Origin of the sequence: Pseudomonas sp. IPO3747, assembly GCF_013385245.1 — a bacterium.
In the GTDB taxonomy this organism is placed as follows: Bacteria; Pseudomonadota; Gammaproteobacteria; order Pseudomonadales; family Pseudomonadaceae; genus Aquipseudomonas; species Aquipseudomonas edaphica.
Map to the genome: position 1 here is coordinate 217,975 of NZ_JACAQL010000008.1, position 15,012 is coordinate 232,986.

15 protein-coding genes are annotated in these 15,012 nt (G+C 60.4%); 8 read left to right on the forward strand and 7 right to left on the reverse strand.

Going from position 1 to position 15,012, the window contains the following annotated elements; all coding sequences use genetic code 11:
* Positions 1–148 precede the first annotated feature (148 nt).
* From metF to HX790_RS12610, 3 genes are all read left to right on the forward strand, one after another.
* Positions 149–994, forward strand: a complete 846-nt coding sequence (gene metF, locus HX790_RS12600) for a methylenetetrahydrofolate reductase [NAD(P)H] (RefSeq protein ID WP_017139413.1) — start codon at positions 149–151, stop codon at positions 992–994.
* Between the two features lie 129 nt (positions 995–1,123).
* On the forward strand, positions 1,124–1,915 hold the full coding sequence (locus HX790_RS12605) for an ABC transporter substrate-binding protein (protein WP_099550357.1): 792 nt from the start codon (positions 1,124–1,126) through the stop codon (positions 1,913–1,915).
* A gap of 221 nt (positions 1,916–2,136) precedes the next feature.
* Positions 2,137–4,029 carry a DEAD/DEAH box helicase gene (locus tag HX790_RS12610; RefSeq protein WP_017139415.1) on the forward strand — a complete coding sequence of 631 codons (1,893 nt, stop codon included), beginning with the start codon at positions 2,137–2,139 and terminating at the stop codon, positions 4,027–4,029.
* Positions 4,030–4,090: 61 nt separating this feature from the next.
* On the opposite strand, the gene HX790_RS12615 is transcribed toward HX790_RS12610, so the two are convergent.
* Positions 4,091–4,465, reverse strand: coding sequence for a nuclear transport factor 2 family protein (locus tag HX790_RS12615; protein ID WP_056857726.1), 375 nt, complete (start codon positions 4,463–4,465; stop codon positions 4,091–4,093).
* 127 nt (positions 4,466–4,592) lie between these two features.
* Between HX790_RS12615 and HX790_RS12620 the strand changes: the two genes are divergently transcribed.
* A complete protein-coding gene (locus HX790_RS12620; protein ID WP_017139417.1) occupies positions 4,593–5,477 on the forward strand; it encodes a LysR substrate-binding domain-containing protein in 885 nt (294 codons plus the stop codon).
* Positions 5,478–5,538: 61 nt separating this feature from the next.
* Here HX790_RS12620 and HX790_RS12625 read toward each other — a convergent pair whose 3' ends face one another.
* Together HX790_RS12625 and HX790_RS12630 are read right to left on the reverse strand one after the other, a co-directional pair.
* The gene (locus tag HX790_RS12625) at positions 5,539–6,135 is read right to left on the reverse strand and encodes a YceI family protein (protein WP_026013867.1); all 597 of its coding nucleotides are present in this window, start codon (positions 6,133–6,135) and stop codon (positions 5,539–5,541) included.
* Positions 6,136–6,167: 32 nt separating this feature from the next.
* Entirely contained in the window at positions 6,168–6,719 is a 552-nt protein-coding gene (locus tag HX790_RS12630; RefSeq protein WP_176991620.1) for a cytochrome b, read from the reverse strand.
* Positions 6,720–6,992: 273 nt separating this feature from the next.
* Between HX790_RS12630 and HX790_RS12635 the strand changes: the two genes are divergently transcribed.
* Together HX790_RS12635 and HX790_RS12640 are read left to right on the forward strand one after the other, a co-directional pair.
* Positions 6,993–8,399, forward strand: a complete 1,407-nt coding sequence (locus HX790_RS12635; RefSeq protein WP_017139420.1) for an adenosylmethionine--8-amino-7-oxononanoate transaminase — start codon at positions 6,993–6,995, stop codon at positions 8,397–8,399.
* Positions 8,400–8,525: 126 nt separating this feature from the next.
* Positions 8,526–9,245, forward strand: a complete 720-nt coding sequence (locus HX790_RS12640) for a 16S rRNA (uracil(1498)-N(3))-methyltransferase (RefSeq protein WP_017139421.1) — start codon at positions 8,526–8,528, stop codon at positions 9,243–9,245.
* A gap of 132 nt (positions 9,246–9,377) precedes the next feature.
* On the opposite strand, the gene HX790_RS12645 is transcribed toward HX790_RS12640, so the two are convergent.
* From HX790_RS12645 to HX790_RS12655, 3 genes are read right to left on the reverse strand one after another with little or no spacing between them, the layout of a single operon-like run.
* Positions 9,378–10,280: a transporter substrate-binding domain-containing protein gene (locus HX790_RS12645; RefSeq protein WP_176991621.1), complete on the reverse strand. Its 903-nt coding sequence runs from the start codon at positions 10,278–10,280 to the stop codon at positions 9,378–9,380.
* Between the two features lie 24 nt (positions 10,281–10,304).
* A complete protein-coding gene (locus HX790_RS12650; RefSeq protein ID WP_017139422.1) occupies positions 10,305–10,655 on the reverse strand; it encodes a RidA family protein in 351 nt (116 codons plus the stop codon).
* 10 nt (positions 10,656–10,665) lie between these two features.
* A complete protein-coding gene (locus HX790_RS12655) occupies positions 10,666–11,907 on the reverse strand; it encodes a D-amino acid dehydrogenase (RefSeq protein ID WP_176991622.1) in 1,242 nt (413 codons plus the stop codon).
* 108 nt (positions 11,908–12,015) lie between these two features.
* Between HX790_RS12655 and HX790_RS12660 the strand changes: the two genes are divergently transcribed.
* Positions 12,016–12,918: a LysR family transcriptional regulator gene (locus HX790_RS12660; RefSeq protein ID WP_169987554.1), complete on the forward strand. Its 903-nt coding sequence runs from the start codon at positions 12,016–12,018 to the stop codon at positions 12,916–12,918.
* Positions 12,919–13,008: 90 nt separating this feature from the next.
* Here the strand turns inward: HX790_RS12660 and HX790_RS12665 are convergent, their stop codons facing one another.
* On the reverse strand, positions 13,009–13,626 hold the full coding sequence (locus tag HX790_RS12665; protein ID WP_017139425.1) for a hemolysin III family protein: 618 nt from the start codon (positions 13,624–13,626) through the stop codon (positions 13,009–13,011).
* 411 nt (positions 13,627–14,037) lie between these two features.
* On the opposite strand from HX790_RS12665, the gene HX790_RS12670 reads away from it, so the two are divergent.
* Positions 14,038–14,952: a LysR substrate-binding domain-containing protein gene (locus HX790_RS12670; RefSeq protein WP_017139426.1), complete on the forward strand. Its 915-nt coding sequence runs from the start codon at positions 14,038–14,040 to the stop codon at positions 14,950–14,952.
* Positions 14,953–15,012: the final 60 nt, after the last annotated feature.

Below are 15,012 nucleotides of genomic sequence, written 5' to 3' on the forward strand. Positions count from 1 at the left end.
TAGGGGAGCTGGCTTTTGTAGGAGCTGGCTTGTCGGATCGCCGCACCGCTGCGATAGCATCGCCTCGGTATTGCTGAAAAACCGAGGTGCCTGCATCGCGGGCAAGCCCGCTCCCACACCGGTATTCTGAGTTTCCATAGGTACGACCATGTCCCAAGACCGTCGCTACAGCTTCGAGTTTTTCCCGACCAAGACCGATGCTGGGCATGAAAAACTGATGGCGACTGCCAAGCAGTTGGCCAGCTACAACCCCGACTTCTTCTCCTGCACCTACGGCGCCGGTGGCTCGACCCGTGACCGCACGATCAACACCGTGTTGCAGCTCGAAAGCGAAGTCAAAGTTCCCGCCGCTCCGCACTTGTCGTGCGTGGGCGACAGCAAGGCCGACCTGCGCAGCCTGCTGACCCAATACAAACAAGCCGGCATCAAGCGCATCGTCGCTCTGCGTGGCGACCTGCCGTCCGGCATGGGCATGGCCAGCGGCGAGCTGCGCTACGCCAATGACCTGGTGAGTTTCATCCGCGAAGAAAGCGGCGATCACTTCCATATCGAAGTGGCGGCTTACCCGGAGATGCACCCACAGGCGCGTAATTTCGAAGACGATTTGCAGAACTTCGTGCGCAAGGCCAATGCCGGCGCCGACAGTGCGATCACCCAGTACTTCTTCAACGCCGACAGCTACTTCTACTTTGTCGAGCGCGTACGGGCCATGGGTGTGAATATCCCTATCGTGCCGGGCATCATGCCGATCACCAACTACAGCAAGCTGGCGCGTTTCTCCGACGCCTGCGGTGCTGAAATCCCACGCTGGGTGCGCAAGCAACTGGAAGCTTATGGCGATGACGTCAAGAGCATCCAGGCGTTCGGCGAGCAGGTGATCACACAGATGTGTGAACAATTGCTGCAAGGTGGCGCACCAGGGTTGCACTTCTACACCCTGAACCAGACTGAACCCAGCCTGGCCATCTGGAACAACCTCAAGCTGCCACGCTAAGGCTTGTTTGGTAATGCCAAGGCCCTCGTTTATACGAGGGCCTTTTGCTTTTAATGCGCCACATCAACTTGCCCGCGAATGCGTGTGCCAGAGCTTCTCTTTAGCGCAGGAGCATCGTAACCTCAGGGGATGCCCGTCATTCTCAAGCTGTTGACCGCTGTGCTTTTTGCTTGCCTGAGCTTCACCGCTTACGGCGAGAAATTGCGCGTTGTCACCGAGCCTTGGGCACCTTATGTGTACGACGACAACGGCAGCATGCGCGGCCTGGATTACGAAACCACGATGATCGTGTTCCAACGCCTGGGGGTGGAGGTGGAGTGGCAATTCCTGCCCTGGAAACGTTGCCTGGCCATGCTGGACCAGGGCCACGCCGATGGCGCACTGGATATTTTCCACAGCCATGAGCGCGATGCTTTGCTGCTTTACCCCAGCGAACCGTTGTCGGCTGTCGAGTTCGTGCTGTTCTATGCCAACGACCGCCCTCATCCGGCCCAGACCCTGGATGGCCTGCGCGGGCTGACGGTCGGCACGTCGCCAGGCTATCTGTATGGCGAGGCCTTCAGCGAATCCAGCCTGTTCGACCGCGAGCCGGCGCCCAGCCATGAGGCCAACTTCGGCAAACTGTCGCTGGGCCGCATTGACCTGGTGATTACGGACCGTCGAGTCGGCCAGCATGTGATCAAGGCCATGGGCCTGGAAGGCAAGGTCAGCCAGGCGCCGCTGGTGGTCAGCCGCCAGCCGCAATTTTTAGCCGTGCGCCGTGGCGCCGGCATGGACCTGCTGGTGCAACGCTTTGCCGCCGAGCTCAAGCGCTTCAAGCAAGAGCCTGCCTACGCAGCCTTAAGCGCCAAATATGGCGGAATCCAAGCCAATACAGCCCCTGAACACACCGTTGAGCAGCAGGAAAGCGGCGCGCCGTGATTGCTCTGTTATACTCCGGCCTTTCCGCCAGGCTCACGCCCGGCCGCTGAGGTCTTGAAAAAGGCACCTAACCCAGCTACTGCGCAGCTTTCAGCCCGCGCGAGCCGGTGGAGTGCCCGCCAGACGCAGCAGGACCGGACGGGGTTGCGCTCCCCTAAGCGCCATTCACGCCCGGCAAGATTATCCCTTTGGGCCAAGCCCTAACTAAAACAGGATTACTCATGTCCTTTGCTTCCCTCGGTCTCTCCGAGGCTTTAGTCCGCGCCATCGAGGCAGCGGGCTATACCGAGCCTACTCCGGTGCAACAGCGGGCCATTCCCGCCGTGTTGCAAGGTCGCGACCTGATGGTTGCGGCGCAGACAGGTACTGGTAAAACCGGTGGTTTCGCCCTCCCGATTCTGGAGCGGTTGTTCCCCAACGGTCACCCGGACAAATCCCAGCGTCACGGCCCGCGCCAACCGCGCGTACTGGTCCTGACCCCAACCCGCGAACTCGCCGCCCAAGTGCACGACAGCTTCAAGCTGTACGCCCGCGACTTGAAGTTCGTCAGCGCCTGCATCTTCGGCGGCGTCGGCATGAACCCACAGGTTCAGGCCATGTCCCGTGGTGTTGACGTGCTGGTAGCCTGCCCGGGTCGTTTGCTCGACCTGTGCGGCCAAGGCAGCGTCGATTTGTCCCACGTGGAAATCCTCGTGCTGGACGAAGCCGACCGCATGCTCGACATGGGCTTTGTCCATGACGTGAAAAAGGTCCTCGCCCGCCTGCCGGCCAAACGTCAGAACCTGCTGTTCTCGGCAACGTTCTCCCAAGACATCACCGCCCTGGCCGGCAAGCTGCTGCACAACCCGGAACGCATCGAAGTCACGCCGCCGAACACCACGGTCGAGCGTATCGAGCAACGCGTATTCCGCCTGGCAGCCAGCCACAAGCGTTCGCTGCTGGCGCACCTGATCACCCACGGCGCGTGGGAGCAGGTGCTGGTGTTTACCCGCACCAAGCACGGCGCCAACCGCCTGGCCGAGTACCTGGACAAGCACGGCCTCACCGCCGTCGCCATCCACGGTAACAAGAGCCAGAACGCGCGCACCAAAGCCCTGGCCGATTTCAAGGCCGGCACTGTGCGCATCCTGGTCGCCACCGATATCGCCGCGCGCGGCCTGGATATCGACCAATTGCCACACGTGGTCAACTTCGAGCTGCCGAACGTCGATGAAGATTACGTGCACCGTATCGGCCGTACCGGCCGTGCCGGTCGTTCGGGCGAGGCCATTTCCCTGGTCGCTCCGGACGAAGAAAAGCTGCTGAAAAGCATCGAGCGCATGACCAAGCAGAAAATCGCCGACGGCGACCTGATGGGCTTCGACTCCAGCGCCGTGGAGGCCGAAAAGCCTGAAGCGCGCGAGCGTCCGGACGTGCGTAACCCACGCAACCCACGCGGTCCGAAGGGCGATGGCCCGAACGGCGGCGGTGGTGGCGGTGGCCGTCGCGACAAGGGCAAAGACAAAGGCGGCAAGGAAAAAGCGCCCACCAACGGCCGTGGCGAACGCCCAGCCCGTGAGCAGAAGCCCCGTGAAGGCACCCCGGCCCGCGAACAGCGCCAGCCGAGCCAGCCGCCACGTGCCGCTGCCGACCGCGCCCCGGACGAGTTCCTCGACGACGATGTGGATAACTTCGGTAACCGCGTTGACTACGTGCCTCAGGCCAAGCCGGCCCAGGGCCGTGGCCGCCGTCCTGGTGCCCCGGCACAAGGTGCGGGCGCAGGCACGGGTGCTCCACGTGGCGGCCAGCCACAGGGCGGTCGTCAAAATGGCCCGCGCAACAGCAGCGGCGGTACCACCGGTACGCCACCTGCCAAGCGCAACGGCCCGCGTAATGGCGCCCCCCGTGACGGCCAGGCCCGTCGTGAAGACTCGCGCAGCAACAACCGCCGTCCGGCTCGTGACGACCAGCCACGCTTGTCGGAACCCGCCGTGCAGAACCCGCGCGGTGGTCCGGCGCCGAAGATCATCCACAAGGAGTCGAAAGCGGATCGCTTCCCGACACCTGAGCAGCTGGATCAACTGCCAGGCCGCCCTCGTGGTGAAAAACCAGCGCTGCTGACCCGCAACCGCTGAGTTTTCGACGCTAACAAAAACGCCCCGATTAATCGGGGCGTTTTTGCATCCAGGCGTTAGCTTATTGATCAGCCACTTCACCGGCCTTATGAAAAAGCTTGGCAAAGATCATCCAGCGACCGTCAACTTTCATCAGGTTCAAATAATCAACCATCACGTTATTGAACAAGCGCAAGCGCACTTTGACGATGGCCATTTCCGGCGACATCACGTCAATCATCAATACCTCATCAAGCTGCGGAAAACCGCCTTCCTGCGGCGACTTTCGGCCTTGAACCATGGTCCGGTATTCATCGAACGGCCGCACGACCACGGTCGAGTTCTGTGCGCTGTATAACACGCAGCCACGATGAAAGACTTGATCGAACGTATTCAAATCCTGAGTTTGCAACACACTAAAGTAATCGTTCAGAAACGCTTGAATCTCATCAATCATGGCGCACAACTCCCGACAGTTTCAACACGGTGTTATTTGAATAAATAACTTGCCGCCATTATTGATAGCCCACTCATTTCACGTATAGCGGCTATTATTAGGCTTTTCTGTGAAAGGAATTCACACTTTGAAACTGCCTCCCCTTGCCGCGCTGCGTGCTTTCGAGGCCTTGGCCCGACTGGGCAAAGTGAACCTGGCCGCCCTCGAACTGCACGTGACCCACAGTGCCGTCAGCCATCAGATTCGCGCCCTTGAAGAGTACCTGGGCCTCGCTTTGGTCATGCGCAACAAGCGCACGCTGATGCTGACGGATGAAGGCCGCGTGTATGCCTACCAGATCAGGCAGGGGCTGGGCGAAATCGCCGGGATCACCGAAAAGCTGATGGCAAAAACCAGGCACCCACAGCTGACCGCTTCGGTGCTGCCTTCCTACGCCATGCATTGGTTGTTGCCGCGCCTGCATGATTTCAGGGCGGCTCACCCCGAGCTGCACTTGCGGCTGGAGTCGAGCATGGAGTTCGCCAGCTTCGAGCAAGGCCCGCTTGATTGCGCGATTCGCTTCGGTCATGGCCAGTGGCCGGATGTGCATTGCGAAACGCTGATGGGTGACTCATTGCTGGTGGTCGCCGCGCGCGACTTCAACCACGGCGTGCTGCCGGACACGGCGCAAGCCGTCCTTGAGCAGCCATTGCTGCACGCCAGTGAGAGCTGGCCGATCTGGCTGGGCGCCGCAGGTATCGAGGGGCAACGTCCGCAAGCGCCGCTGGAGTTCACCGATTCCACGTTGATGCTCGAAGCTGTGCGGCTCGGGCACGGCGTCGCGCTGACACGCCGCTCGATTGCCCATGCACTGATTCAACGCGGGGAGCTGGTCCGGCTCACCGACATTGAACCGGCGCACACCTCACGCTATTACATAGTCTGGCCTGCGGGCAGCAAACCGTCGGCGCAGTTGACCTTGTTGCACACTTGGCTCAAGGGCCAAGTGACGATGTATCAAGAAAGCCTTTGAACAGCGCACAGCAAAACGCCGACCCTGAGGTCGGCGCTTGGCGTTTGAAACAGCGAAATAATTACTTCGCTTTTACGCCTTCAAAAGTCACGTACAGCTCAACAGTGTTGGACGCTGGGCCCAGGTCCATCTGCTTGCCGAAGTCCTGACGGTTGAAGCTGGTGGTGCCTTCAAAGCCGGCACGGTAGCCGCCCCATGGATCCTTGCCTTCGCCCAGGAACGTGGCCTTGACCACGATCGGCTTGGTCACGCCGTGGAAGGTCAGGTCGCCGGTCACGTCGGCAGTGACTTGGCCTGCAGCATTTTTACCGGTGGTTTTGACACTGGTGGAGACGAACTTGGCATCGGCAAACTTGCCAACGTCCAGGAAGTCTTTGCTGGCGATGTGCTTGTCACGTTCGGCGTGGTTGGTGAATACGCTGGCGGTACGGACGTTGAACTCGATTTTGCTGTCTTCAGGCTTGGCGGCGTCAAAGCTGAACTTGCCGTCCAGATCCTTGAAAGTACCGGTGATGAAGCTATAGCCCAAGTGGCTGATCTTGAAGTCAACGAAGGCGTGCTGGCCTTCCTTGTCGACAACATAATCAGCGGCCATCGCCGAACCTGCGGACAGCAGTGCGGAACCGATTGCCAGAGCGGCGAGAGTCTTTTTCAACATGCTTTCTATTCCTTGTGAGTCGAGGTTGAACATCAGGCTTTGCGTCCCAGCATTCGTGTCAGGGTCGCATCACGATCGATAAAGTGGTGTTTAAACGCGGCCACGCCATGCAAACCGGCGAAGACCACCAACACCCAGGCCAGGTACAAATGCACCAAGCCGGCGTTGTCTGCCTGGTCCGGTAGCCCGGAAACCACAGCAGGAATCTCAAACAGGCCAAACACCGGGATACCGACACCGTCTGCGGTGGAAATCAGGTAACCGGCGATCATCACGGCAAACAGCCCGAGATACAGGAACGCGTGGCCAAACGCAGCGCCAATACGCGTCATTCGGCTGTAGCTGGCCAACGGTGGTGGCGGCGGGCTGACAATGCGCCAGACGATACGCACCAGCATGATGGCAAACAGCATGATGCCAATGCTCTTGTGCAGGTCGGGCGCGTCTTTGCGCCAGGCGCTGTAGTAGTCGAGGCCGACCATCCACAGGCCCAGCGCGAACAAACCGAACACCACCAGGGCTACGCCCCAGTGCAAAACAATGCTGACCCAGCCATAACGGGCCGATGAATTACGTAGCTGCATGTCCCAAATCCCGTAAGAACTGTGCCCAAGACTAGCGATTTACCTATCGAATTAAAGCGGAAAATTTCGCTTTGAAATATCGAGAAATACGATCAAGAGAGTATGCACAGTACGTTAACAATGGATTAAGGACTATTCCTGATAAACGTGACAGATCGTCCTGCCTTTACTGCCAATTCATCCGTAATGGGTTGTGACGCCGCCTGGCATTGCATAGGCTTGCGCGATTGTTTCGCCTGCGCCGGGCGCAGGGCCGCTTCGAGGAGATAACCGATGGGCTTGAATAACCAGTGGATGCAACGCGACCTCGCGGTGCTGTGGCATCCCTGCACCCAGATGAAAGACCACCAGCAACTGCCGCTGATCCCGATCAAACGTGGCGAAGGCGTATGGCTGGAAGACTTCGAAGGCAAGCGCTACCTCGATGCCGTCAGTTCCTGGTGGGTCAATGTGTTCGGCCACGCCAACCCGCGCATCAACCAGCGCATCAAGGACCAGGTGGATCAGCTGGAACACGTGATCCTCGCCGGTTTCAGCCACCAGCCGGTGATCGAATTGTCCGAACGCCTGGTGGCGATGACGCCTGAAGGTTTGACCCGCTGCTTCTATGCCGACAACGGCTCGTCGTGCATCGAAGTCGCGCTGAAGATGAGCTTTCACTACTGGCTCAACCATGGCCTGCCGAACAAGAAGCGCTTCGTCACCCTGACCAACAGCTACCACGGCGAAACCATTGCCGCGATGTCCGTGGGCGATGTGCCATTATTTACCGAAACCTATAAAGCCTTGCTGCTCGACACCATCAAGGTGCCAAGCCCGGATTGCTACCTGCGCCCCGAGGGCATGAGCTGGGAAGAGCACTCACGCAACATGTTCCTGGCCATGGAACAGACCCTGGCCGAAAACCACGACAGCGTCGCCGCCGTGATCGTCGAGCCGCTGATCCAGGGCGCCGGCGGCATGCGCATGTACCACCCGGTGTACCTCAAGCTGCTGCGTGAAGCCTGCGACAAATATGGCGTGCACCTGATTCACGACGAAATCGCCGTCGGCTTCGGCCGCACCGGCAGCATGTTCGCTTGTGAGCAAGCCGGCATCCGCCCGGACTTTTTGTGCTTGTCCAAAGCCCTCACCGGCGGTTACCTGCCATTGGCGGCGGTCGTCACCACCGACGATGTGTACGACGCCTTCTACGACGACTACCCGACGTTGCGCGCCTTCCTGCATTCCCACAGCTACACCGGCAACCCGCTGGCGTGCGCGGCAGCCTTGGCGACTTTGGATATTTTCGAAGAAGACAACGTCATCGAAAACAACAAGGCCCTGGCCCAGCGCATGGCCACCGCCACCGCGCACCTGGTGGACCACCCGCACGTGTCGGAAGTGCGCCAGACCGGCATGGTGCTGGCCATCGAGATGGTTCAGGACAAAGCCACCAAAACCGCCTACCCGTGGCAGGAACGCCGTGGCTTGAAGGTGTTCGAGCATGCCCTGGAGCGCGGTGCGCTGCTGCGGCCGCTGGGCAGCGTGGTGTATTTCCTGCCGCCGTATGTGATAACGCCGGAACAGATCGACTTCCTGGCTGAAGTCGCCAGCGAAGGGATTGATATCGCCACCAACAGCACTGTCAGTGTTGCGGTGCCACAAGATTTTCACCCAGGCTTTCGGGATCCGGGTTAATTGAGTTCACTCAACTGATCGGGTGTCGGGTCTGCCGCTATCGCGGGCAAGCCCGGCTCCCACAGGTTTTGTATGATCGTTCCCACGCTCCGCGTCCGCTCTGCACACCACTTCCAGAGAACAGAAATGAGACTGTCCCGCTTTTTCACCGACACCCCGCTCAGCATCGGCGACCATGAATTGCCCGAAGCCCAGGCGCATTACATCAGCCGCGTATTGCGCATGGGTGAAGGCGACGCCGTACAACTGTTCGACGGCTCCGGCCAGGAATTCCTCGGCACCTTGCTGGAAGTCGGGAAAAAACGCGTTACCGTGCAACTCACGGAACGCTTCGCGGGCCAGACCGAATCACCGCTGCACATCCACCTCGGCCAAGGGCTGTCCCGGGGCGAGCGCATGGATTGGGCGATCCAGAAAGCCACCGAACTGGGTGTGAATGAAATCACGCCGATTTTCAGCGACCGCTGCGAAGTACGCCTGAAGGACGAACGCGCCGACAAACGTCTGCTGCACTGGCGCCAAGTGGCGATCAGCGCCTGCGAGCAATGCGGGCGTTCGACAGTGCCGGTGATTCACCCGCCGCTGTTACTGGCCGACTGGTTGAAGCAAGCCGAGGCGGATTTGAAGCTGGTGCTGCACCCGGTGGCCGAGCCGATGGTCAGCCACGCCAAGCCATCGAGCCTGGCGTTCCTGATCGGGCCTGAAGGTGGGTTGACCGACGCAGAAGTCGCAACCGCCCAAGCTGCCGGCTTCCACGCCGCCCGCCTCGGCCCGCGGGTGCTGCGCACCGAAACCGCGCCGGTCGTGGCATTGAGCGTGGCCCAGCAACTCTGGGGCGACTTCTAACCCTCGCCCGATCGTTCCCACGCTCTGCGTGGGAAAGCCTCCTGTGACGCTCTGCGTCACGACCTCAAATTGGGACGCAGAGCGTCCAAGGCTGCATTCCCACGCGGAGCGTGGGAACGATCATTGCGGCTATCACTCCACCGGGTCACTCACCGGCTTGGCAATAATCGCTTTCAACTCGCTGGTCATCGGAAACTCCAGGTTCAGGCCCTTGGGCGGAATCGGCTGTTCAAACCAACGCTGGTAAATCCCGTTGATCTCCCCGGAGCGGTACAGGTCGGCGAGCGTTTCGTTGACCACCGCTAGAAACTGCGGGTCGTCCTTGCGCAGCATGCAGCTGTAAATCTCCCGCGACTGCTCCTTGCCCACCACCACCCAGTGGTGCGGGTCACGGGCCTTGGCGCGCTCACCGTAGAGCAACGCATCATCCATGTAGAACGCCACTGCGCGGCCGGTCTCGAGCATTTTGAACGCTTCGCCATGGTCCTTGGCGCTGATCACAAACATATTGGCTTTGTGGTCGGCGTTGTAGCGCTTGAGAAAGCGTTCATTGGTGGTGCCGGCCGTGGTCACCACATTCTTGCCCTTGAGGTCTTCAAAACCCTGGATGCCACTGTCCTTGGCGGTCAGCAGTTGGCCCTTCACATAGATAAACCCGTAGGAAAACGCCACCTGCCTCTGCCGCTCGGCGGTGACACCGGTGGAACCGCATTCCAGGTCGACGGTGCCGTTTTGCACCAGCGGAATACGGGTCTGAGAGGTCACCAGGTTGTACTTAACATTCAGCTTGGCCACCCCGATTTTCTGCTGGATGCGCTCAACGATCTTGCTCGCCAACTCCACCGAATAGCCCATGGGCGTACCGCTGTTATCGCCCACATAGGAAAACGGCACCGAGGCATCGCGATACCCCAAGGTGATCGACTTGGCATTCTCGATCTTGCTCAAGGTGCCGTCCAGCGGGACATCATTGGCCTGAACCTGTGCGCCAAACAACAGCCCCAGGGTGCAGCCGGTCAACAGGATTTTTTTCATTGTTATTCTCCGTTGGTCTTGCGGTTATTTACGTACAGCAATCACGCTGATTTCCACCAGCACCGTCGGGCGCGCCAGTTCGGCCTGCAAGGTGGTGCGTGTCGGCGCCATGCCCGGCGACAACCACGCGGACCACACTTCATTCATGGGTGCAAAACCACTGCCGATGTCTTTGAGGTAAATAGTGGCGTTGAGCACGTGATCCTTGTCGCTGCCGGCTTGCGCCAGCAGTGCGTCGATCCTGGCCAGTACTTCGCGGGTTTGCGTGGCCACATCCTGGCCGTCGCCCGGCACCTGGCCCGAGAGGAACACCAAGTCCTTGAAGGTGACGGCGCCAGAGAGGCGCTCGTTGCTGCTGATTCGAGTGATGGTCATGGCTGTATCCTCAAGCGGCGCGGGGCGCGAGGCCCTGCATATCGATGGAAGGCGCGTGTTCGCTGATCAGTTCGGCCAGTAATTGGCCGCTGCCGCAGGCCAGGGTAAAACCCAGGGCACCGTGGCCCAGGTTCAACCACAGGTTGCGATAGGCGCTGGCGCCGATCAGCGGCACACCGGTGGGTGTGGCCGGGCGCATGCCGGCCCATTCGACCGCGTGGGTGTAATCGCCGGCCGTTGGGAATGTCTCCATGGCCTGGCGTTTCATCAGCGCCAGACGCTTGGGCTCAAGGCCTGCATCAAAGCCGACGATATCCACCATGGCCGCGACCCGCAGTTGCTCGCCGATGCGCGCATACACGATCTTGCGGTCATAGTCGGTGACACTCACGTTCGGCGCCTGGTGATGCGCGCCAATCGGCACGTTCAGGCTGTAGCCCTTGAGCGGATACAGTGGCAATGACAACCCTGGCAAACCCAATTGCGCGCTGCGATGCCCGGCCGCCAGCACCAGTTGATCCACCGCCATCACCTCGTCACCCAACTCGATGGCCTGCACCGCGCCGTCGGCGTGGCGTATGCGAGTGACCTCGCGGCCCAGCAAAAACCTGCAGCGCCCCGAGGCTTCGAGCCGGGCCGCCAGCCGTTGGCAGAAGGCGTGACAGTCAGCCACCTCCTCGTTCGGCGTGTAGATGCCACCGAGAAAGTCGGCGCCCATTAACGCTGGCTCCAAGTGTGCGCAATCGGCCACGGACAACACTTGCTGCTGCACGTTATTGCTGACCTTGCTGCGCGCATGCTCAAAGGAGGCGGCGTTACGAAACGTCACCAGTTTGCCGTTGCGGCGCCAGTCGAAACCTTCCAGGCGATCGCCTTCGCGCCATTGCTCCAGCGTGGCCTGGCTCAAGGACGCCAGGCGCAGCAGGTGCGCGGCATTGCGCGTGTTCACCGAGCCACGGCAGGCGCCGATAAAGGCCGCCATCCAGCGCCATTGCTGCGGGTCGAGACGCGGGCGCAGCTTCAGCGGCGAATCACCGCGCAGCAACCAGCCGATGGCTTGCAGCGGCACACCTTTGTCGGCCAACGGCGCGACATAGCGGTAGGACAGTTGCCCGCCATTGGCGAAACTGGTCTCGCTGCCGAGGCTGTCCCGCGTGTCGATCACTGTCACCTCATGGCCTGCACGCACCAGGGCATAGGCGCTTGCCAAGCCAATAACGCCACCACCGATGATGCAAACCCGCTTGGCCATTGCCGCCACCCGCTATTGAATTGACTGGCACCAAGCCTAGGGCCAGGTGACAGGTCGCCGACAATGAATAAAGATGGGTCATCTATAAACAAAGGTTATGGACTTGCCATGCGCCTGCGTCATATCGAAATCTTCCAGGCCATCCGCCAGACCGGCTCCGTCAGCGCCGCCGCGCAGCTGTTGCACGTCTCGCAACCGGCGGTAACCAAGGTGCTGCAGCACGCCGAGTTGCAGCTGGGCTTTGCGCTGTTTTTACGGGTGCGCGGCAAACTGCAGCCCACACCCGAAGCGCTGGCGCTGGAAAGCGAAGTCGAGAAAGTCACCGAAAGCCTGCAAGGCGTGCGGCGCCTGGCCAAGAGCTTGCGCCGCAAGCCGGGCCAAAGTGTGCGTATTGGTGCGATTCCGGCACTGGCCCTGTCGCTGCTGCCGCCGGCGATTCTGGAATGGAAGCGCGACTACCCGGACATTGCCTGTGAGCTGTCCAGCGACCACAGCCGCGAGCTGGTGCAGAAGCTGTTGATGCGTGAGATTGACCTGGCGCTGACGCTGAACTTCTCCGGCCATCCTGGGCTGACCACGCAAGTGCTGGCCAATGGGGTCTTGGTGGCGTTGGCGTCAAAGGGTTATTGGTCGGATGCCGAGCTGAGCACGCCCCTGCCATTGGCGGACCTGGCGGGTGCGCCGTTGATTGGCCTGTCGAGTGCCGACCCGTTGGCCGCCAAGCTCGACAGCTACCTGGAAAACGTCGACCCACCGCCACGGGTGAGCATTGCCGTACAGACCTATTCCCTGGCCCGGGCGATGGTGGAGTCAGGTGCCGGGTTGACGGTGATCGACCCGTTTACCGCCCTCGGCGCGTCAACGGCGACCACCTGCATTCGCCCGCTGACGCCGCCATTGCCGATCACCCTGTACGCCCTGACCCGCGCGGATGAGCCGCCGCCGCATATGTTGGCGAACCTGTTGGACATTTTCGGCAACCGAGCGCGAGAGCTGCTGGAACGCTTGTAATGTGGGAGCTGGCTTGCCTGCGATAGCGGTATTGAATGTGCCGACGCTATCGCAGGCAAGCCAGCTCCCACAAAAGCCAGCTCCCACAGGTCAGAGCACGTAGTGCATGATCGCCACAAAGTGCAGCAAACTGCCGCCGATCACAAACAAATGCCAGATCCCATGCGAATGCCGCAGGCGATCCTCCAGGGCAAAAAAGATGATGCCGACGGTGTACAACACCCCGCCCGACGCCAGCCAGATAAACCCCGCCGTGCCCAGCGCGGCAATCAGTGGCTTGACCGCCACCAGCACAATCCAGCCCATCACCGCATAGATCACAATCGAAAGAATCCGCGCCTCGGAACGCGGCTTGATCTCCTGCAAAATGCCGATCACCGCCAGCCCCCACACGATTCCAAACAGCGTCCAACCCCACGGCCCGCGCAGCGTCACCAGGCAAAAGGGGGTGTAGCTGCCGGCAATCAGCAGGTAGATCGAAAAGTGATCAACCTTCTGCATGATCTCTTTTCGCCGCCCCTGCACGCTGTGGTACACGGTGGACGCGCTGTACAGCACCAGCAGGGTAAAACCATAAATCGCCACGCTGACGATCTTCCAGGGGCTGCCGTCCAGGCTCGCCACCACCAACATCCACACTGCGCCGACAAACGCGGCGACCGCCCCGGCCAAATGGCTCCAGGCGTTGAATCGTTCCCCGTGATACATGTGTCACTCACCTCGAATAACCGTTACCACATGGTTGTGCCAGGACCATTGTGACGCTACCGGCACTGTTACAGGTAACACGCATTTCTGCCTTTGCCCAACGACCCCGTGCCGATGGATCACTCACTGAGTCCTGTGGGAGCTAGCTTGCCTGCGATAGCGGTGTGTCAGCCCATCATTCAATAATTGACAGACCTCATCGCAGGCAAGCCAGCTCCCACATACGGCAATCTCCATGGCCCGGCCCCAATATCGCCACCTGCATGGCTTGCCGGGTGCGATTGTGACCGTGCGCGGGCTGTACCTGTTCCCTTCGGTACACCCGACTGGTGCTGGGCCTGTGCAGCGCATCGCTGGGAGTGAACGGGTTTTAGGGGCACAATCGACAGCATTCGAACCCGAGCCACGGCCATGCTGATCGACGAAGAATTCACCCTCAAGAAACTGGAAATCTTCCTGGCGTTCATGCGCACCGGCAACCTGGCCCGCGCCGCTGCCGAGCTGCAAACCAGCAACGTCAGCGTGCACCGCGCTATTCACTCGCTGGAAAATGCGCTGCGCTGCCCGTTGTTCAAACACGAAGGGCGCAACCTCACGCCGCTGGAAAGTGCCTACGTGCTCGAAGAACGCGCGCAGAAACTGGTCGCCGATGTGGTCGACAGCGTGCGCCTGACCCGCGAAGCCGCCGGGTTTTCCGCCGAGCGCTTCAAGCTGGGCTCGCTGTATTCGCTGACGGTCAAAACCGTGCCGCAATTGATCATGGGCCTTAAAATCAGGCGCAGCGAACTCAATATCGACCTGATCCTGGGTTCCAACTTTGACTTGCTCTACAAACTCAAGAACATGGAAGTCGACGCGATCCTCATCTCCCTCGATGACCACGCCAACGACCCCGACTGCGAACAGATCGCGCTGTTTTCCGACGACATCTTCCTCGCCACTCCAGCCGATTCACCCTTCGACCGTGAGCAGCAAATCGACTTGGCGGATGTGCGCGACGCTACTTTCATTACCCTCACCCAAGGCTTCGCCACCCATCAGGACGGCAATCGGGTGTTCAAGCAGGCGGGCTTTGAGCCGAAGGTGGCGATGCAGGTGAACGACATTTTCACGCTGCTGAGCATGGTCAGTTCAGGCGTGGGTTATGCGTTGCTGCCAGGGCGGATTGCAGCGGTGTATGAGAACCGCGTGAAGCTCATACCGCTGCAACCGCGGTATCGGTTGCAGCAGCATATTGGCGTGGTGTTTTTGAAGGCCAAGGAGCGTGATCCGAACTTGCTGGCGTTGCTGGCGGAGTGTCGGATGTATGCCAACCGCCAAACCTGACACCGATCGTTCCCACGCTCTGCGTGGTAATGCAGCCCTGGACGCTCCGCGTCTGCTCTT